Source organism: Streptomyces sp. NPDC025721 (assembly GCF_055558595.1).
The window spans coordinates 102,675-122,676 of the sequence record NZ_JBVHMF010000011.1 but is presented as its reverse complement, the minus strand read 5'-3'; the positions used below and the strand labels follow the sequence as shown (position 1 = coordinate 122,676).

The following is a 20,002-nucleotide window of genomic DNA, read 5'->3' as shown; positions in this document are numbered from 1 at the left end:
CTGTGACGCCCCCGGGAGCGATGGGATCAAGCCGGAATCGCGGCCGAAACGGGCTCGGCTGAGCGGGTATCCGCACCTTTGTGCGGGCGGGGCAAGGATGCGCAAGGATGGGCCCGTGACCTCAGCCAATGAGCCCAGCGGGCAGCATCGATCAGCGGACGTGTCGTCCGCCGCCTCCTACACCGCCCCTCCGCCGCGGCTGATCGCCACCGACCTGGACGGCACGCTGCTGCGCGACGACAAGACGGTGTCCCCGCGTACGGTCGCGGCGCTCGCCGACGCCGAGGCCGCGGGCATCGAGGTCTTCTTCGTCACCGGGCGCCCCGCACGCTGGATGGACACCGTCGCGGCCCACCTCGCGGGGCACGGCATGGCCATCCTGGCCAACGGCGCCTCCGTCTGGGACCTGCACAAAGGCGAGTTGATCGAGGCGTTCCCGCTGCCGGAGGACGACGCCCTCGCCGTCGCGCACGCGCTGCGCGCCGCCGTGCCCGGCACGACCTTCGCCGTCGAACGCGCCGACACCTTCTACCGCGAGCCGGACTACCCCCGCGTCATCGAGCCGGACTTCGGCCCCACGGCCCCGATCGAGGAACTGCTCGCCGTGCGCGACCCGCGCCAGCCGCTGCTGAAGCTGCTCGCCAAGCACCCGTCCATCGACCCGGACGAATTCCTCGCCATCGGGCTGAGCGTGGCGGGACAGCACGGCGAGATCACCCGGTCCAGCGACAGCGCGCTGCTGGAGATCAGCGGCGAGGGCGTCAGCAAGGCCACGACGCTGGCGCGATGTTGCGCCGAGCGCGGGGTGTCCGCCGCCGAGGTCGTCGCCTTCGGCGACATGCCGAACGACCTCGCGATGCTCGGATGGGCCGGTACGTCGTACGCCGTCGCGAACGCCCATCCCCGCGTCCTGGCCACGACCACGCACCGTACCGAGTCCAACAACGACGACGGGGTCGCCCGCGTCATCGAGCGGATCATCGCCGCCCGGCACGCGGACAGGCCCTAGCTTGTACGGGGACGGCCAGTCGCACCGCACCGCCCGGTCAGTCCGTACGCAGCGGCGCCTCCCACCGCACCGTCGTGCCCGCACCCTCGGGGCCCGGCCCGAACTGGCTCGATCCGCCCAGCGATTGGGCGCGGCGGGAGAGATTGCGCAGGCCGCTGCGGCGGCCGGCCGGGGGGATGCCGACGCCGTCGTCGGTGGCGGTCAGGCGGACCGCGTCGCCGCCGCCGGGAAGGGTGGCGGTGGCGTCGAGGGTGATGTCGATGCGCGAGGCGCGGGCGTGCCGGAAGGCGTTGGAGAGGACTTCGCGCAGCGCCGCGACGAGGTTCTTGGCGGTGGGCTCGCCCACCAGCGCGTCGACCGGTCCGATGAAACGTACGGACGGCTGGAAGCCGAGCGGGACGGCGGCGGTGCCGACCTCGCGCAGGACGCGGGCGCGCAGTCCTGAGGGGGCGTCGTCGGGCGCCTGCTGGAGGGCGTAGACGGCGGTGCGCACCTCCTGGATGGTGGCGTCGAGTTCGTCGACGGCGTGGCCGATGCCCTCGCGCACCTCGGGCGTGCGGGCCCTGCGCCCCGCGCCCTCCAGCATCATGCCGGTGGCGAAGAGCCGCTGGATGACGAGGTCGTGCAGGTCGCGGGCGATACGGTCGCGGTCCTTGTAGACGGCGAGGCGTTCGCGGTCGCGCTGCACGTCGGCCAGGACGAGGGCGAGCGCGGCCTGGGCGGCGAACTGGGTGGCCAGTACGCGTTCGGCCTCGGTGAACGGACGGCCGCCGGGCTCGCGCGGCAGCGCGAGGATGCCGATGACACGGTCGTTGCTCCGCAACGGGAGCATCATGGTCGGCCCGAAGCGTTCCGCCAGCCGCGTGGTGGTGCGCGGGTCGGAGGCGGCGTCCGCCACGAAGACGGCCTCGCCGTTGAGGAGTTGGGCCGCGATCGGATTCTGCGGCGGGATGACGGTGCCGACCATGCCGGCCGGCTCGGCGGCGGAGGCCGCGACGACCTCGAGGCCGCCGTCCCCGGCCCCGTTCTCGTCGAGGCTCGGCAGCATGACCAGCGCGGCGGCGGACTCGGCGAGCTTGCGGGCCCACACCGCGACGACGTCGAGCGCGTCGCTGGTGCCGTCCCCGGTGAGCAGGGCCGTGGTGACGGCGGCGGCGCCGCTGATCCAGTGCTCGCGCTGCCGGGTGGCCTCGTACTGCCGGGCGTTGCCGATCGCGATCCCGGCCTCCATGGCGAGGATGCGCAGCATGGCGGTGTCCTCGTCGGTGAACTGCCGGCCGCCACGCTTCTCGGTGAGGTAGAGATTGCCGAAGATCTCGGTGTGGACGCGGATCGGGACGCCCAGGAAGCTGCTCATCGGCGGGTGGCCGGGCGGCAGGCCCACCGCGCGGGCGTCGTCCGACAGGTGGGCCAGCCGCAGCGGCACCGGGTGCCGGATCAGCTCGCCGAGCAGCCCGGTGTGGCCGTCGGGCAGTGCGCCCATCCGCTCGGCGTCGGCCTCGTTGATCCCGTACGTGATGAAGTCCGCGAGTCCCGAGCCGTCCGCGTCGAGGACGCCGAGCGCGGCGTAACGCGCCCCGGCCAGCTCGGCCGCCGTCTCCACGATGCGGCGCAGCGTGGTGTGCAGCTCGATGCCGGTGCCGACCGAGACGACCGCTTCCAGCAGTTCCGGCAGCCGGACGGTGATCTGGGAGGCGATGCCCTGGAAGCTGAGGGTGGTCGGCTCGGGGGTCTCCCCGTCGCCCGGAGCGTCTCCGGAAGAGGTCGGTCCCGCGGGGGGTGCCGCGTCGTAGGCCGGGACGTATGCCGGGGCGTAGGCCGGGGCGTCCTTGTCGTTCGGGGCCGCCCCGGCCGTCTCCTGGCGCGCTTCCTCGGGCGTCCCGCCGGGCGTCTCGCTGTCTGAGGCCATGAGCCGAGGTTATTTGGTGGCGTATGTCCGGGAAAGTCAGGCGGTGCCCGTGCCCACGAGCGAACGCGGTCCCGAGGCGGCGGCCGTGGCCCCCGCCAGAGCCGTGTCCGCGAGCCGTTCCCGCTCCAGGGTGCGGCGGAACGGCCCCTCGGCCGCCGCCAGTTCCTCGTAGCCGCCGCGCTGCACGACCCGTCCCCGCTCCAGCACCACGATCTCGTCGACCGCGCCGCCCGCGAGACCGGCCAGCCGGTGGGTGATCAGCAGCGTCGTACGGCCGCGCGTGGCGGCCAGCAGATCGGCGGTCAGGGCGTCGGCGGTGGCCAGGTCGAGGTGTTCCGCGGGCTCGTCCAGGACGAGGACGGGGAAACGGGCGAGCAGCGCGCGGGCCAGGGCCAGGCGCTGGCGCATGCCGCCGGACAGCCGGGCGCCGTGTTCGCCGACGAGGGTGTCCAGGTCGATGTCCAGCCGGGCGGCGGCCAGCGCCTCCCGGAGTTCGCCGTCGTCCGCGCCGGGGCGGGCGAGCCGCAGATTCTCCCGGACGGTGCTGTCGAAGACGTGCGCGTCCTGGGCGCACAGGCCGACGAGGCGGCGTACGTCGTCGCCGTCCAGGCCCGCCGCGTCCTGCCCCGCCAGCGTGTACGTGCCCGACTCGGTGTCCAGGAACCGCAGCAGTACGTGGGCGAGGGTCGTCTTGCCCGCGCCCGAGGCGCCGACGACCGCGATCCTGCGGCCCTCGGTGAGGGTGAGGCCGACGCCGTCCAGCGCCGGTGCGTCCTGGCCCGGGTGGCGGGCCGTCACCTCCCGTACGACCAGCGGGAACGGTGACGCGGGCGGGGGCGCGGGCCGCTCCGGCTCGCGTACGGGCAGCGGCGCGTCCAGCACCTCGCTCACCCGCGCCGCCGAGCGCCGGCTCCGCTGCCGCTGCTGGGTCGCGAGCGGCATCCCGGCGACGGCCTCGAAGGCGGCCAGCGGCGTCAGCACGAGCACGGCCAGCGCGACGCCCTGGAGGTGGTGGCCGCTGACGGCCCGGACGCCGACGTACGCGCACGCCGTCACCGTCACCCCGCTGACCAGCGCGGTCAGTCCGGCGCCGAGCGCGGTCGCGGCGGCCGAACGGGCCGCGATCCGGGTGAGCGTACGGTCGGCGCGCGCGGCGTCGGCGCGGCGGCGCGGGAGGGCGCCCGCCACGGTCAGTTCGGCGGTGCCGGTGAACAGGCCGAGGACGCGGGCGGACAGTTCGCCCCTGGCGGGCGCGAGGCGCGCCTCGGTGCGGCGGGCGACGGCTGCCGACAGCGCGGGGACGGCCACGCCCGCGGCGAGCAGCCCGCAGGCCAGGATCAGCCCGGCGGCGGGCAGCAGCCAGCCGGTGAAGGCGGCGGTCGCCACGGACACGAGGCCGCCGGTCAGCGCGGGCAGCAGCCACCGCAGGTAGTGGTCCTGGACGGCGTCCACGTCCGCGACCAGGCGCGAGAGCAGGTCACCGCGGCGCGTCCCGCCGAGTCCCGCGGGCGCCAGCCGCTCCAGCCGCCGGAACACCGCCACCCGCACCCCGGCCAGCGCCCGGAACACCGCGTCGTGCGCCACCAGCCGCTCGCCGTAACGGAACACGGCCCGCCCGATCCCGAACGCCCGCGTCGCCGTCACGGCCACCATCAGATACAGCACCGGCGGCTGCTGCGACGCCCGGCTGATCAGCCACCCCGACGTCGCCATGAGCCCCACAGCCGACAGCAACGCCGCCGCCCCCAGCCCGACGGCCCCCACGAACCGCCCCCGCGCCCCGCCACCACGAACGCGAAGCGCCTCCGGCCCGGACCGCCCCACCACCCCCACAGCCGCCCGCCGCACCCGCAGCCCCACCCGCCAGAGAACCCCGCCATCCCCCACCACAGGCGTCGCCGTCGCCGCCGCGCGAGCCGCCGCCACGACAGGCGTGGGCTCGGACGGGGTGACGTCCCCCGCGGAGACCACCGTGCCGCCAGGCACCCGGCCCGTCGCCGCCGACGCCCCGTCCCCCGCCGCGGTCGGGTCGCCGTCGACGGCGGAGATGCGGGGCGGGCGGAGGGGGAGGACTTTCGTGGCGAGGGGGAGGAGCGCGGGGCGGTGGGCGATGAGGAGGACGGTGCGGGTGGCGGCGAGGCGGTGGAGGGTCGTGACGATCTCGGCCTCGGTGGCGCCGTCGAGGTTGGCGGTGGGCTCGTCGAGGAGAAGCAGGGGGCGGTCGGCGAGGAAGGCGCGGGCCAGGGCGATGCGCTGGCGCTGACCCGCGGAGAGGTTCGCGCCGTCCTCGGTGAGGACGGTGGCGGGGGAGACGAAGGAGAGCGCGTCGGCGTCCGCGAGCGCGGTACGTACGGCGGCGTCGTCGGCGTCGGGCCGGGCGAGCCGTACGTTGTCGGCGACAGTCCCGGCGAACAGGTGCGGGTGCTGGGGGACCCAGGCGATCCAGCGGTGCCAGTCGGCCGGGTCGATCGCGGCGAGGTCGGTGTCGCCGACCAGAATCCGCCCCTCGGCGGCGGGAACGAAGCCGAGCAGCGCGTTGAGCAGGGTCGTCTTCCCGGCCCCGCTGGGCCCGGTGACGGCCACCGTCTCACCCGGCGCGAGGGTGAACGTCGTCGCGGCCAGCGACCCGCCCTCCCGTACGACCAGCCCCTCGACCGTGATCGCGGCACCCCGCGGATCCGGCGCGGCGGCCCGCCCCCGTACCGCACCCGCCCCGGTCCGCGGCGAGGTCTCCAGCACCTCGAAGACCTGCTCCGCCGCCGCCAGCCCCTCGGCCGCCGCGTGGTACTGCGCGCCCACCTGCCGCAGCGGCAGATACGCCTCGGGCGCGAGGATCAGCACCAGCAGGCCCGTCCGCAGGGACAGCTCGCCGTGGACGAGCCGCATGCCGATCCCGACCGCGACCAGCGCGACGGAAATGGTGGCGAGCAGTTCGAGGACGAAGGAGGACAGGAACGCGATCCGCAGCGTCTTGAGCGTGGCCCGCCGGTACTCGCCGGTGATGGCGCGGATGTTGTCGGCCTGCGCCTTGGCCCGGCCGAAGACCTTGAGCGTGGGCAGCCCCGCGACGACGTCGAGGAAGTGCCCGGACAGCCGGGCCAGCAGCTTCCACTGCCGGTCCATCCGCTCGCGGGTCGCCCAGCCGACCAGCACCATGAACAGCGGGATCAGCGGCAGCGTCACCGCGATGGTGGCGGCCGAGATCCAGTCGGCGGTGACGATCCGGGCCAGCACGACCGCGGGCACGACCACCGCGAGGCCGAGTTGCGGCAGATACCGCGAGAAGTAGTCGTCCAGCGCGTCGATCCCGCGGGTGGCGAGCGTGGTCAGCTCACCGCTGCGCCGCCCGGTCAGCCAGCCGGGGCCCAGCGCGGTGGCCCGCTCCAGCAGCTGCCCGCGCAGCTGCGACTTCACCGCCGCCCCCGCCCGGTGCGCGCACAGCTCGGTGAGCCAGCCGACCAGCGCCCGCCCGACGGCGACCGCCACCAGCCACGCGAGCGTCCCGCGCAGCTCCCCGACACCCTCCCCGTCCCGGAACCCGCCGACCACCACATCGGCGATCAGCACCGCCTGGGCGATGATCAGCCCCGCCCCGGCCAGCCCGAGCAGCACCGCCCCGGCGAGGAAGACCCGGGTCGTACGCGCGTACCGCAGCAGTCGCGGATCGACAGGTTTCACGTGGAACATCTCCCTTCGGTCAGTGACCGGCTGTCAGCGATCGGCCCTCAGTGATCGGTCGCGTCAGTGACCGGTCGCCGCGCCCGCGATGTGCTGGGTGCCGATGCGCTTGCGGAAGACCCAGTACGTCCAGCCCTGGTAGAGCAGGACGAGGGGCGTGGCGATGCCCGCGCACCACGTCATGATCCGCAGCGTGTACGGCGTGGAGGAGGCGTTGGTGACGGTCAGGCTCCAGGCGTCGTTCAGCGAGGACGGCATGACGTCGGGGAAGAGCGTCAGGAAGAACATGGCGATGGTCGCCGCGACCGTGACGCCGGACAGCGCGAACGACCAGCCCTCGCGTCCCGCGAGATTGGCGCCGAGGGCCCCGACCAGGGCGACGACGGCGACGATCAGCGCGGGCAGGCTGCGGCCGTCGCCGTGCGCGGCCTGGGTCCAGATCAGGAAGGCCAGCGCGAGGAGCGCGGTGAGCACGCCGACGCGGGTGGCCAGCGCGCGGGCCCGGTCGCGGATGTCGCCGAGGGTCTTGAGCGAGGCGAAGACGGCGCCGTGGAAGGTGAAGAGGCTCAGGGTGACGAGTCCGCCGAGGATCGAGTACCCGTTGAGCAGGTCCCAGAAGTTGCCGACGTACTCCTTGTTCGCGTCGATCTTCACGCCCCGCACGATGTTCGCGAAGGCGACGCCCCAGAGCAGCGCCGGGACCAGGGAGGTCCAGAAGATCGCATTCTCCCAGTTGCGCTGCCAGCGCTCGTCGTCGCGCTTGGCGCGGTACTCGAAGGCGACGCCGCGCACGATCAGGCAGACCAGGATGATCAGCAGCGGCAGGTAGAAGCCGGAGAAGAGGGTGGCGTACCAGTCGGGGAAGGCCGCGAAGGTCGCGCCGCCCGCCGTGAGCAGCCACACCTCGTTGCCGTCCCAGACCGGGCCGATGGTGTTGATCAGGACCCGCTTCTCGGTACGGTCGCGGGCCAGCAGCTTGGTCAGGACGCCGATCCCGAAGTCGAAGCCCTCAAGGAAGAAGTAGCCGGTCCACAGGACCGCGATGAGGACGAACCAGACGTCGTGCAGATGCATGTCGCACTCCTCTCAGTCGGTACGGAACAGTCGGTACGGACGCTCAGTACGAGAAGGCCATCGGGCGGTCGGCGTCCGCGCCGTCGTCGTCGCCGCCGATCCGGGTGGGGGAGCGGCGGTCGTCGTCGGTGAGCTCCGGCGGCCCCGCCTTGGCGTACTTCAGGAGCAGCCGCACCTCGACGACGGCGAGAGCCGCGTAGAGGAGGGTGAAGACGATCAGGGAGGTGAAGACCTCGCCGGTGGAGACCGTGGGGGAGACCGCGTCGCGGGTGCGCAGCACGCCGTAGACCACCCAGGGCTGGCGGCCGGTCTCGGTGAAGATCCAGCCCCAGGAGTTGGCGATCAGCGGGAAGGCCATGGTCCACAGGGCGATCCACCAGTACCAGCGCGTGAGCCGGGGGCCGATCTGCCCGTTCCTGGTGAGCATCAGGTGCGGGACCTCGTCGTCGCCCGTGCGGTGCGCGGGCGCGAGCCAGAACTTGCGGCGGGTGAGCCACAGGCCGGCCGCGCCGACGCCGATCGAGACGACGCCGAAGCCGATCATCCAGCGGAAGCCCCAGTAGGCGACGGGGATGTTGGGCCGGTAGTCGCCGGGGCCGTACTTCGCCTGCTCTTCCTTGTTGACGTCGTTGATGCCGCCCACGTAGGCGTTGAAGTTGTCGGTGGCCAGGAACGACAGCAGGTTCGGAATGTCTATGGCCACCTTGTTGTGGCCCTTGTTGACGTCGCCGACCGCGAAGATCGAGAAGGGCGCGCCCTTCTGGCCGTCCCACAGCGCCTCGGCGGCGGCCATCTTCATCGGCTGCTGCTTGAACATGACCTTGCCGAGGGTGTCGCCGCTGATCGCGGTGAGCGCGCCCGCGACGACGGCGACGACCAGGGCGAGGCGCAGCGAGGAGCGCATCACGGAGATGTGCTGCTTACGGGCCAGGTGGTAAGCGGCGATCCCGATCATGAACGCGGCGCCGGTGAGGAAGGCGGCGGACATGGTGTGGAAGAACTGCGCCAGCGCGGTGTCCTGGGTGAGCACCGCCCAGAAGTCGGTGAGTTCCGCGCGCTTGGTCGTCGGGTTGTAGCGGTAGCCGACCGGGTGCTGCATCCAGGAGTTGGCGGCCAGGATGAAGTACGCGGACAGGATCGTCCCGATCGAGACCATCCAGATGCAGGCGAGGTGGATCTTCTTCGGCAGCTTGTCCCAGCCGAAGATCCACAGGCCGATGAAGGTGGACTCGAAGAAGAAGGCGATCAGTGCCTCGAAGGCGAGCGGGGCGCCGAAGATGTCGCCGACGAAGCGCGAGTAGTCCGACCAGTTCATGCCGAACTGGAACTCCTGGACGATGCCCGTCACCACGCCCATGGCGATGTTGATCAGGAAGAGCTTGCCCCAGAACTTGGTGGCCCTCAGGTACTTCTCGTCGCCGCTGCGCACCCACGCGGTCTGGAGTCCGGCCGTGAGCGCGGACAGCGAGATCGTCAGCGGTACGAAGAGGAAGTGGTAGACGGTCGTGATGCCGAACTGCCATCGGGCGACGTCCAGTGGACCCATTGCGAGTTGCACGATCCGTCTCCTCTTCTCCTACAACCCGATCAGCTTGTGAACGTGAATACATTCACAAGCTCAGTATTACGCACAGCAGTTCGCCCCCTGCAACCGGGGGGTCGCAAGGGGCGAAAGCGCAGGTGGGAGTGGGTTTCGGGGGATCGTGCCGACGGGCGCGCCGCCGCCGTCACAGCTCCTTGCGGAAGCTTTCGGCGGTCCGCAGCAGCAGATCGTTGGCCTCGGTCTCGCCGATGGTGATCCGTACGCCCTCGCCGGCGAAGGGGCGGACGGTGGTGCCGGCCCGCTCGGCCGCCGCCGCGAAGTCCGTGGTGCGCTCCCCCAGCCGCAGCCAGACGAAGTTGGCCTGCGTCTCGGGCACCGTCCAGCCCTGCGCGGTCAGCGCCTCGACCACCCGGGTCCGCTCGGTGACCAGGCCCGCGACCCGCTCCAGCAGCGCTGGCTCCGCGCGCAGGCTGGCGACCGCCGCGTCCTGCGCGAGCTGGCTCACGCCGAAGGGCACCGCCGTCTTGCGCAGCGCAGCCGCCACCGGCTCGTGCGCCACCGCGAAGCCGATCCGCAGGCCCGCCAGGCCGTACGCCTTGGAGAAGGTCCGCAGCACCGCCACATTCGGACGGTCCCGGTACAGATCGATTCCATCGGGAACATCGGGGTCGGTGATGAATTCGCGGTACGCCTCGTCCAGCACCACCAGGATGTCGGACGGCACCCGGTCGAGGAATCGTTCCAGCTCGGCCCGGCGCACCACCGTGCCGGTCGGATTGTTGGGATTGCAGACGAAGATCAGCCGCGTGCGGTCGGTGACCGCCGCCGCCATCGCGTCCAGGTCGTGCACCTCGTCCGCGTCCAGCGGCACCTGCACCGGCAGCGCGCCGCTGATCCGGGTGATGATCGGATACGCCTCGAAGGACCGCCAGGCGTAGATCACCTCGTCGCCGGGGCCCGAGGTCGACTGGAGCAACTGCTGGGCCACGCCGACCGAGCCGGTGCCGGTCGCCACGTGTGCCTCGGGCACGCCGAAACGTCCCGCCAGCTCGGCGGTCAGCGCCGAGCAGGCCAGGTCGGGATAGCGGTTGAACGTGGCCGCGGCGGCGGTGGCCGCCTCCAGCACACCGGGCAGCGGAGGGTACGGGTTCTCGTTGGAGGACAGCTTGAAGGCGGGCCCGGCCTGGGCACCGCTCTCGTCCACGGCCGGGGGTCGCCCGGGCTTGTACGTGGGGATGCCGTCCAGTTCCGCGCGCAGCTTGGGGGTCATGGCCACACCCTACGAGCGCCCGCGCCCCCTGTGGAGGTGCGGTACCCCACACCCCCGCCGGGGTCCGGCTGGGGGGCCGTTCCCCGCCGGACACGCCCGCGCGAAGGGCCGCGCCGCCGGGGTGCGATCGCGTAGGTGGGTTCGCCGGTAGCCGGCGAGCCAAAGGCGGCGCCGGTATCGAAAGCGACGATGAGCAGGGAGCGAGGAACGAGCGACCGTCGAAGAGAAGCGTCGATACCGGGTCTAAGCCGCCGGAGGCGAGAAGGCGGCCAAAAAAAGGCACCCCGCGTCCCTCGTAGGAGTGAGTTGACGTCACTCCTGTCGGTGGACCAATGGACGGGCATCGGCCGCACCCGCGCCGGTATCACCCACAAGGCACGCCCTGCCGCCTGCATATTCCACCTTGCATACGGGGTTCGATCTTGCAGAAACCTATCTTCTGGGGGGTAGAAACGGCAGGCGCCGACCGGACCAGCGCCGTCCTAATATCGGCAGGCCATGACAGCAGCAGGGAACCACCAGGCGAGCCGGCCCATCGGACGCCGGCTTGAGCGGGCGGGCATCAGGGACGTCGCCGCCGCCGCCGGAGTCTCGATCACGACTGTCTCCGACGCACTCAACGGCAAGGGCCGACTGCCCGACGCCACCCGCCGCCATGTGCGCGAGGTCGCCGACCGGCTGGGCTACCGCCCGTCCGCCGCCGCCCGCACACTGCGCACCGGCAGATCGGGCCTGATCGGCCTGACCGTGACGACCTACGGCGAAGAACCGTTCACCTTCACCGAATTCGCGTACTTCGCGGAGATGGCCAGGGCCGCCACCTCCGCCGCCCTGGCCCGCGGCTACGCCCTGGTCATCCTGCCCGCCTCCTCCCGGCACGACGTGTGGGGGAACGTGGCGCTGGACGGCACCGTCGTCATCGACCCCTCCGACCACGACCCGCTGGTCGCCGAACTGGTCCGACAGGGCGTCCCGGTGGTCAGCGACGGCCGCCCGGCGGGCAGCGTGCCCGTGCACGCCTGGGTCGACAACGACCACGAGGCCGCCGTCCTCGGCATCCTCGACCACCTCGCCGCCGCGGGCGCCCGCCGGATCGGCCTGCTCACCGGCACCACCACCGACACGTACACCCGGCTGTCCACCACCGCGTATCTGGAGTGGTGCGAGCGGGTCGGCCAGGAGCCGGTCTACGAGTCGTATCCCGCGCACGACCCGCGGGCGGGCGCGGTCGCCGCCGACCGCTTACTGGCGCGGCCCGACCGCCCCGACGCCGTCTACGGGCTCTTCGACCCCAACGGCACCGATCTGCTGGCCGCCGCCCGCCGTTACGGCCTGCGCGTGCCCGACGACCTGCTGCTGGTCTGCTGCAGCGAGAGCACCGTCTACGCCAGCACCGAACCGCCGATCACCACGCTGTCGCTGAAACCGCGCCGGATCGGCACGGCGGTCGTGCAGTTGCTCATCGACGCCATCGAGGGCGTCGGCGGCGCGCATCCCGTACAGCAGGTGATGCCGACCGAGTTGATCGTCCGCACCTCTTCGCAGCGGCGCGCGCACCGCACGACGGTCAGTCATCCGCGGGGGCCCGCGGGCGGCTGAGGAAGAGCGGCCGTCCGGCCGGAGGGCTCCGCCGGGCACCCCCGCGAGTGATCGGCCGAACGGGTGACCGAGCCCCCGCCGACGGCCGGAAGACGAATCGTGCGGGCGTACGAGGGAGCTAAGGGATGGTTTGTCTGCGCCCTGCGAAAACCAGGTGCCTGGGTATGTCACAACGCGACAGCGTCATTCCTATGATGGGCGGATGGCGGCGCGATCGTGGAGGGGTCGATGACTCAGGGGGCAGGTCAGGGACCCGAGCCCGGGACTTCGGAAGGCTGGCGTCCCGAGGCGTCCGCGTACGTGTCCGGGCACGAGCCGACGGCCGGTTTCGGCACGGCTCCGGCGTTTGAGCCGACGGTCGGATTCGAGCCGCGCGGCGGCTACGGGGAGACGTCCGGCGGGTACGGCGGGGCCGCGGCTCCGGCTCCGACGGAACCGGCTCCCATGCTGATCGATTCGGCTCCGGCTCCGGCCGGCACGGCACCGGCGGTCCCGGCCGCCGCGCCCGTACCGCCCGTGCCGTCGGCGACCACCGGCGGGGCGGGTGTGGCACCGGCGTACGAACCGGCCCGCGCCGCCGTACCACCGGTGCCGCCCGCGTACGACAGCGCGCCGCCCGCACAGCGGCCCGCCGCGTACGAGCCGACGCGACCCGACGCGCCCCTGGTCCCCGCGGAGTACACGCCGACCGCCCACGACCTGCCGGTGATCACCGCGGACGGCGCGGCGGGCGACCGGCCGGGACCGCTGTACGTGGTCGGCGATGTGCACGGCTATCTGGACGAGTTGCTGGCGGCGCTCGGCGAGTGCGGCCTGGTCGACGAGGAGGGCCACTGGGCGGCGGGCAGCGCCCGGCTGTGGTTCCTCGGCGACTTCACCGACCGCGGCCCCGACGGCATCGGCGTCATCGAACTGGTCATGCAGCTCTCGGCGGAGGCCGCGGCGGCGGGCGGCTACTGCCGTGCCCTGATGGGCAATCACGAACTGCTGCTGCTCGGCGCGCACCGGTTCGGCGACACCCCCGTCAACTCCACCGGCGGCACCGCCTCCTTCCTCGCCGCCTGGCGGCTCAACGGCGGCCAGCCGACCGACATGGACCGTCTCGAGGACCGCCATCTGACCTGGATGTCCCGGCTGGACGCGGCCCACGTCACCGACGGCCACCTGCTGGTGCACTCCGACACCACCGCGTATCTGGACTACGGCAGCAGCGTCGAGGAGATGAACGACACGGTCACCGGCGTGCTCCAACGGGGCGACGCCGACGAGTGCTGGGACCTGTTCCGCAAGCTCACCAAGCGGTTCGCCTTCCGCGGCGACGGCGGCCCGCGGGCCGCCCGCGAACTGCTCGGCACCTACGGGGGCAACCGCGTCGTGCACGGGCACAGCCCGATCCCGTACCTGCTCGGCGAGGTCGGCGGCGAATATCCGGCCGACGGCGAGGAGCGGGTGCACACCGTCAACGGACCGATGGTCTACGCGGAGAATCTGGCGGTGGCGATGGACGGCGGCGTCACGATGGACGGACGGCTGCTGGTCGCCCAACTGCCGCTGGTGGGTTAGCGGGTCCGTCGCGCTCCGCGCGGCGGGCCGGGCATGTCGCCCGGCGGGTCAGGCACGTCGCCGTGCCGGCCCGGCGTTTCGCGGACCGGCCCGCTCCGGAAGGCACGGGCGGGGAGCGCGCCGGGGCTTCCCGCGCGGCGTCTTTGGGGTGGCGTGTCGGTGTCCGGCACATTTCGCGCCGTCAGATTTCCTGGTTGCACCCTGTCACGGTCTCGCCTCCCCGCTCTACCATCGCTGTATCCGTAGGCACGCCGCTCTCCGCGTACTCGGCCGACCGGGCCGGTTCCCCTCGGGGAACACCGGCCGCGCTCGGGGAGTCGGAGCATCGGGGGATGCACATGACCAGCGCTCCACACCTGCTCACCGAAGACCGCCCGGACTTTGAACGCGCGCTGGACGAGGCGCTGCGCACGGTCCTGCGGGATCACGGACCCGACCGTGAGCGGGCCCTCGGGCCGGACGGCGGGGACGTGGCGGAGAGCCGCCCCGCCTCGCGACGGACGAACCACTCCAACGGTCACTCCGCCCTGAACAGCGAGCAGTTGCGCACCCTGGCGCTCGGCGCGGCCGAACTCATCGCCGACGCGGCGGCCGCCGAGTACGAGACGTACCGCGGCGTCCGGGAGGCGTCGCGGGAGGCCGCCCGCGAGTCGGCGCGCGCCCGCGACAACCGGTCCTTCGGCTACGCGGCGATGGGCGTCGCGGAGGGCGCGGGCTCCGGCGCGGGCCTGATCGCCGTCCTCGCCGTCCTGACGCCGCTGCTCGCGGGCGCCGCCGCCGTGATCTTCCTGCTGATCGGTTACGCGCTGCGCGCGATGGCCCCCGAGCCCGCCATCGCGTCGCCGCTGCGCACCGCGGGCTGGCTGTTCGCCGCCGTCACCGCCGCGTCGATACTGCTCGGCGCGGTCGGACTGCTGCTCACGGCGCTGCGCGACGGCTCCTCCGCCATACACGACTCGCCCGACGCGCTGCCGCCCGAGGTCGCCGACGCGCGCGACGCCTGGTACCGGGCGCTGCTGGAGCGCGGGATGCTGCCCTTCCTGGAGGACGCGGCGGCCGGCGCGGCGCTCGCCCCGACCAGCGCCCACGAGCCGCCGCACGGCCCGGCGGTGAGCCCGGTGCCCGGCCCGGCCACCGGGCAGGACCTCAGCCGCATGCCGCGACTGGGCTACTCCCGCCCGGACTTCAGCAGTCCGGCGCCCGACCCGGCCGCGCCGCTGCCGCCCGCCGCGCCGCGCTTCTCCGGTCCGCGCTACAGCAGTCCCGACTTCACCAGCCCGGACTTCGGCGGCCCCGACAACACGCCCGAGTAGGGGCCGGTCCTGCGCAGCGTCGGGACGGCGGGGCCCGCCGTGCCGGGCGCCGTCGTCACGGACGCCGCCGTACCGGGTGCTGTCCCGGCGGGCCCCGCCAGGCCGGGCGCCGTCACGGCGGGCATGAACATCAGCACTCGGCGCCGGGGATCGTGCGCCGGGGACGACACGAGCATGCGCACCCGCTGGACGTAACCGCCTGCCGGTGGCCGCAGCAGCCGTACCTGGCCGTCATGGTGCAGCGCGACCCGGGTGGACTCGCTCTCCGCCTGCCACAGCCGGGCCAGTTCGGGGTCCTCGCGCAGTTCGGCGATGACGCGGAGCAGTTCCTGGTCGGGCCCGGTCTGCGGCTGGTGGTGCGCGGTCTGCGCCTGGAGCCGGAGCTGGCGCAGGAACGCCGTCGCCCAGCCGGTCCGCCACTCGGCGCACAACTGCCGCGCGTACGGCGCGAAGAGCACGAAGCGCAGCAGATTCGCGGGCGGCGGCTGGCCCGCGGGCTCGAAGAGCTGGCGCCACGCCTGGTTGGTCTCCAGAATCCGCCAGGCGCCGTCCACAGTGAGGGCGGGGACCTGGAGCGCGTGGAGGTACGACGTCCAGCCGGTGACGGCCTCGGGGTCGGGTTCCGCCGGGCCGCGCGGCGGGTAGCCGCCGGTGACGATGAACCACAGCTCGTCGCGCTTGCGCGAGTCCAGCCGCAGCGCGTTGGCGAGGCTGTCGAGGCGGTGGGCGGGGATGGGGCGTCCGCAGCCCTCCCAGTCCTGGTAGAGGCGCGGTGATATGCCCAGGCGCTGGGCCACCGCGTGCTGGCTCAGGCCCGGCGGGCGGTAACCGTTGTGGCCCGTGATGGGCTCGGGTTCGCCCACGAAATTTCTGCGGGCCTCGCGCAGGAACTCCTGGATCAGCGGTGGGTCCTCGTCGGAACGACGGTCCATGGCTTGTCCCCCGGATCTTCTCGGCTGCCGCGTCCTTGGGGGTGAGGGGTCACCCGGCGTCCGCGGCCTGCGATTTCGCGCCCCCGCTCATGCTAAGCGGGGATGCTCGCGAGCCGCCGGAATCGCCTTGTCCACATCGGGCACTGTCCCAAGTGCGACACACTTCGGTGGTGGGGTGGTGGGGTGGTTCACCAGTACGGTGGGGTGGTCACGCGGGGTGGTCACGCGGATGCGGTGGTCACGCGGGTGCGGTGGGTGTCCCGGGTGCGGTGGGTGTCCCGGGTGCGGTGGGCGTCCCGGATGCGGTGGATGGACGGTGGCGGCGCACGGCCGTACGGTGCGGCCCGCGGGAGGACGGTGCGGCCGGTCAGAGGTCGTCCGGGTCGAGCAGCCGGGCCAGCTTCAGGCCGACCTCGAAGCGGCTGGAGACCTGGAGCCGTTCCATCAGCTTGGTCATCACGCGCTGCACGGTGCGCCGGGCGACGCCCAGCGTCCTGGCGATGCGGTCGTCACTGTAGCCGTTGGCCATCAGCCGGATGATGGTCCGCTCCTGGTCGGTGAAGTCCGTGGCGGCGCCGGGGTCGTCGTCGCTGTCGGGGGCGGGGGTGGCTTGACCGCCGCGCGCGATGTGCGGCATCGGCTTCGCCCGTAGCCAGTAGTCCTCGTAGACCGAGACGTACGAGCGGGCCAGCACCGCGCCGCGCACCAGCGTCATCGACGACCGTACGTGCGGGACGCCCGGCAGGACGACGGTGTGCCGGTCCACCACCAGCAGGTCGTGCGGGCCGTGGTCGATCAGCCGGACGCCGACGCCCACGTCGGTCAGGTCGTTCAGATACTTGCTGTACTTCGGGATCTGGAGCAGCGAGCGCGGGTACAGGGCGCGGACCCGCACCCCGCGCCGTACCATCGCCGCGTCCCCGGCCAGGGAGTGCTCCAGCACCGCCATGTCCTGCGGCATCGGGCCCGGGTGCAGCGAGTCCACGGACTCCCGCGCGGTGGCGTCGATGTCGGCCAGCGCGCTCAGCCGGGTCTCCAGGTCCTCGAAGTTCTGGACGACCACCTGCTCCTGGAGCCGCGCCGCCGCAGGCCGGAACACCGTCAGCAGCGCCTGCGTCGTCTCGCTGAGCTCCGCCGCGTTCCGCAACTGCGCCGCGGCCGTGCCCAGATACGTGTCCATCGCCACCGCCAGCGCGGCGTCCGGGTCGACGGTCTCGACCCGCCCCTCCACCAGCCGGACCAGCCCCATGCCCTTCAAGGTCCGCAGCCCCGACTCCAGCCGCCCCTCGTCCAGCCCCACCAGCCCCGCCAGCCCCGCGTACGGAGCCCCACCGCCGTTCGCCACCGCCGTATAGATCACGACGGCGGACTCGATATCCCGCCCCTCACCCCTCGCCTGCCCCATCCCCTGCCCTCTTCCCCACCCACCACCCGACCCGCCCGATTCTCCCCCACCCCCCTTTTCCCCCAACAGCCCGTCCACCAGGTCTTCACCGAGGTGCCCCTCGTGCTGTTCGCCGAGCAGCGCCAGCCAGCCCGCCGCAAGCTGCGCCGCAAGGCCGGAGCCGCCTCCGCCGGCCTCCCGTACGCACGCGGAAGCGGCCGTACACAAGCCGAGGGCCCCGACATATCGCGCCGGGGCCTTCGGCTTCAGGCTAGTGCGTGGCCGGTGCCCGAAGCGGCGGTCAGGCATCGGGGGCGGGCTCAGGCGGCCGCGACGCCGAGGGACACCAGGACGATCTGGACCGCCACCGCCCCGGCTCCGGTCCACGACCAGCGGTCGTACGGCGCTGTCGTGCGGTTGATCCGGCAGGTGGGAGCCTCCCCGGCAAGCGGCAACCTGCCCGCCGTCGCGCCCATGGCGAGAAAGGCACCGCACGCGACGGCCCCTGCCAGAGCGCCCCCGGTGCGCAGCAGGCCGGGTGCGACGAACGTCATACCGACCCAGCCGAGCATGGCGGGCGGCGAACAGGCCAGCGCCCCGGCCAGCAGTCCCGCCTCGGGACGGTCCCGCACCAGCCGAACCGTGGCGCGCAGGGCCTCGTCCCGTGCCGAGGGCCGTTCGTACGGAACGCAGTTCGGACAGCGCACGTCCTCACCGCACTGAACGCACAGCACGAGGGCGTTGCCGCAGTCCTCGCACGGGTGGCCCGCCTCGTACGACGGTTCCCGTGCCCGTAGCCGCAGTGCTTCCCGCAGGCTCACCGGGGCACCTCGTCAGCGGTGTCGTCGGCGCACACGGCCCAGACGAGTTTCCCGACGCCTAAGCGTTCACTCACTCCCCAGCGTCCGGCGGTCAGTACGTCGACCAGGGCCAGGCCGCGCCCGGATTCGGCGTCCACGGACGGCTCCCGGGCTTCGGGCCGGACGCTGTTGGCGTCGTGCACCTCGATCCGCAGCGCGCCGTCCGTCAGCCGCTCGTACCGGGTCTCGACCAGCCGGTCCTGCGGCCCCCGCGCGTGCCGCACGGCATTGGTGAACAACTCCGACAGGACAAGTACGGCGGTGTCCGCCAGTCCGGTCATGCCCCACTCGCCCATGTGACCCAGCAGCGCATGCCGCGCCTTGGCCACGTTGCGGGGGTCGCGGCGCCACCGATGCACCGCGACCGAAGGGCGCCCCTCCAGCACTCCCGTCCTCACCGCACAGCCCCCGTACGTCCGCAATGGCGGTGGATGAACTCGCGCATGTCAGCCCGCTCTCGTCAGGTCGGCCACACCACCGGATCGTTCACCCGGTCGCGCGGATCTCACCCTCAAAACCCTTGCGGCGAGAGCCTGCTGAACCCATCCCACGTCCCTATGGGGTCGTCCTATATTTGAGGTATGGGGGATACTCCCGGGATCTTGTGGTCCCACCCGCAATTAGCGGCGGCGGTCACCGGTGAGGACTGGGGCGCCGTCTTCCGTACGTACCGAAAGCTCACCGGCCTGAGCCAGACCAAGCTCGGCGAACGCGTCGGACTCGTCCAACCCGATGTCTCCGACATCGAGCGCGGAAATCGCCGCGTGACCTCGGCCGAAGTACGCCAGCGCATCGTGGACGGCTTGGGTATCCCCGCTTCCCTCAACTCCCCTACGACACACCGGCATTCGCCCGACGCGCCCGTATCGGGCCTGGCCCTGCCCGGGATCGCACCGGACGAGGACCTGTTGGTACGGGTCACCAGTGTTGTCGAGACCTCGCGCCGGGTGGACGCGCCCACCCTCGACTGGCTCGACCGACTGCTGGCCGAACACCGCAGGGCCGAGGACGAGATCGGATCACGCCCGCTCGTCGATGTTATGCGTCACCAACTGCGCACAGTCGTCGACTTGTACGCAGGCGCCCGTGGCCCGCTGGCCGACCGTGTCGTACGGCTCGCTGCCGAACACGCCCAGTTCCTCGCGTGGATGGCGCAGGACCAGGACGACGCGGCCACGGCGCTGGCCTGGTACGACCGCTCCCACGAATGGGCGTTGGAGGCCGGGGACGCCAACATGGCGGCCACGACCCTCAACATGAAGGCCCACATGGCCTGGTCGAGGGGCCGTGGCACGCGATGCGTCAAACTCGCCGAAGCCTCGCGCTGGTCGGCTCCTGGCACCTCGCTCGGCGTACAGGGGATGGCCACGCAGATGGCGGCGCGCGGGCACGCCCTCAACGGCGAAGCCGACGACGCCCACCGCCTGCTGGACGAAGCCCAGGACATCATCACCCGAGCCTCCGCCCACCCGGAGGACGAGCCGGTCTGGATGTACTTCTACGGCGAGACCTGGTTCACCCTGCAACGCGGCATGGCGGCCATGCACCTGCACGACTGGCAATCGGCCGTTGACCACCTGACAGCCGGACTCGACGCCCTACCGGACGAGTATCGGCGCGACAAGACCTGGTATCGCACGTGCCTCGCCCACGCCCTCGCCGCATCGGGCGAATCAGCGCGCGCCGCCACTGTGGCCCTGGCGAGCGTCCCGGACGCCTCCGACATCGGCCGCCCGCACTCATGGAACGAACTCCACACCACCGCCGCCGTCCTCATGCGGCGAGGAGCGAAGGAGGGCCGTCAGCTGGCGACCGTTCTCAAAGACAACGACTGATCAACACCACATCCACCCGGTGAGGGCCCCGGC

The 20,002-nt window shown here is 72.6% G+C and carries 14 protein-coding genes; 5 read left to right on the top strand and 9 right to left on the bottom strand.

The window, feature by feature from the left end; all coding sequences use genetic code 11:
• Positions 1-97 precede the first annotated feature (97 nt).
• Positions 98-1,009, top strand: coding sequence for an HAD family hydrolase (locus ACZ4EF_RS17920; protein WP_391042094.1), 912 nt, complete (start codon positions 98-100; stop codon positions 1,007-1,009).
• Positions 1,010-1,046: 37 nt separating this feature from the next.
• On the opposite strand, the gene ACZ4EF_RS17915 is transcribed toward ACZ4EF_RS17920, so the two are convergent.
• The 5 genes from ACZ4EF_RS17915 to hisC all read right to left on the bottom strand — a co-directional run bounded on the left by ACZ4EF_RS17915 (position 1,047) and on the right by hisC (position 10,483).
• Positions 1,047-2,918, bottom strand: coding sequence for a sensor histidine kinase (locus tag ACZ4EF_RS17915; RefSeq protein WP_467505236.1), 1,872 nt, complete (start codon positions 2,916-2,918; stop codon positions 1,047-1,049).
• Between the two features lie 36 nt (positions 2,919-2,954).
• Complete coding sequence (gene cydD, locus ACZ4EF_RS17910; RefSeq protein WP_467505234.1) at positions 2,955-6,596, bottom strand: thiol reductant ABC exporter subunit CydD; 3,642 nt, start codon at positions 6,594-6,596, stop codon at positions 2,955-2,957.
• 63 nt (positions 6,597-6,659) lie between these two features.
• Entirely contained in the window at positions 6,660-7,670 is a 1,011-nt protein-coding gene (gene cydB / locus ACZ4EF_RS17905) for a cytochrome d ubiquinol oxidase subunit II (protein WP_401851274.1), read from the bottom strand.
• Positions 7,671-7,713: 43 nt separating this feature from the next.
• On the bottom strand, positions 7,714-9,216 hold the full coding sequence (locus tag ACZ4EF_RS17900) for a cytochrome ubiquinol oxidase subunit I (protein WP_401306004.1): 1,503 nt from the start codon (positions 9,214-9,216) through the stop codon (positions 7,714-7,716).
• A 181-nt stretch (positions 9,217-9,397) separates the two neighbouring features.
• Positions 9,398-10,483, bottom strand: coding sequence for a histidinol-phosphate transaminase (gene hisC, locus ACZ4EF_RS17895; RefSeq protein ID WP_355336623.1), 1,086 nt, complete (start codon positions 10,481-10,483; stop codon positions 9,398-9,400).
• A 498-nt stretch (positions 10,484-10,981) separates the two neighbouring features.
• Here hisC and ACZ4EF_RS17890 point away from each other — a divergent pair, with 498 nt between their 5' ends.
• From ACZ4EF_RS17890 to ACZ4EF_RS17880, 3 genes are all read left to right on the top strand, one after another.
• The gene (locus ACZ4EF_RS17890) at positions 10,982-12,082 is read left to right on the top strand and encodes a LacI family DNA-binding transcriptional regulator (protein ID WP_355336624.1); all 1,101 of its coding nucleotides are present in this window, start codon (positions 10,982-10,984) and stop codon (positions 12,080-12,082) included.
• 444 nt (positions 12,083-12,526) lie between these two features.
• A complete protein-coding gene (locus tag ACZ4EF_RS17885; protein WP_355336625.1) occupies positions 12,527-13,645 on the top strand; it encodes a metallophosphoesterase in 1,119 nt (372 codons plus the stop codon).
• Between the two features lie 332 nt (positions 13,646-13,977).
• Complete coding sequence (locus tag ACZ4EF_RS17880; protein WP_467348243.1) at positions 13,978-14,958, top strand: serine/threonine-protein kinase; 981 nt, start codon at positions 13,978-13,980, stop codon at positions 14,956-14,958.
• On the opposite strand, the gene ACZ4EF_RS17875 is transcribed toward ACZ4EF_RS17880, so the two are convergent.
• The 4 genes from ACZ4EF_RS17875 to ACZ4EF_RS17860 form a co-directional block, all read right to left on the bottom strand.
• Entirely contained in the window at positions 14,898-15,890 is a 993-nt protein-coding gene (locus ACZ4EF_RS17875; protein ID WP_355336627.1) for a helix-turn-helix domain-containing protein, read from the bottom strand. The two genes, ACZ4EF_RS17880 and ACZ4EF_RS17875, sit on opposite strands and share 61 nt — an antisense overlap.
• A 367-nt stretch (positions 15,891-16,257) precedes the next feature.
• Positions 16,258-17,295, bottom strand: coding sequence for a helix-turn-helix transcriptional regulator (locus ACZ4EF_RS17870; RefSeq protein WP_467505230.1), 1,038 nt, complete (start codon positions 17,293-17,295; stop codon positions 16,258-16,260).
• A 299-nt stretch (positions 17,296-17,594) separates the two neighbouring features.
• On the bottom strand, positions 17,595-18,095 hold the full coding sequence (locus tag ACZ4EF_RS17865) for a hypothetical protein (RefSeq protein ID WP_467505228.1): 501 nt from the start codon (positions 18,093-18,095) through the stop codon (positions 17,595-17,597).
• Positions 18,092-18,463, bottom strand: coding sequence for an ATP-binding protein (locus ACZ4EF_RS17860; RefSeq protein ID WP_467505226.1), 372 nt, complete (start codon positions 18,461-18,463; stop codon positions 18,092-18,094). Before ACZ4EF_RS17860 ends, ACZ4EF_RS17865 begins: the two co-directional genes overlap by 4 nt.
• Before the next feature lie 252 nt (positions 18,464-18,715).
• On the opposite strand from ACZ4EF_RS17860, the gene ACZ4EF_RS17855 reads away from it, so the two are divergent.
• Positions 18,716-19,969 (top strand): helix-turn-helix domain-containing protein, encoded by a 1,254-nt coding sequence (locus tag ACZ4EF_RS17855; protein WP_467505224.1) that lies wholly within the window; start codon positions 18,716-18,718, stop codon positions 19,967-19,969.
• The last annotated feature ends 33 nt before the right edge of the window (positions 19,970-20,002 follow it).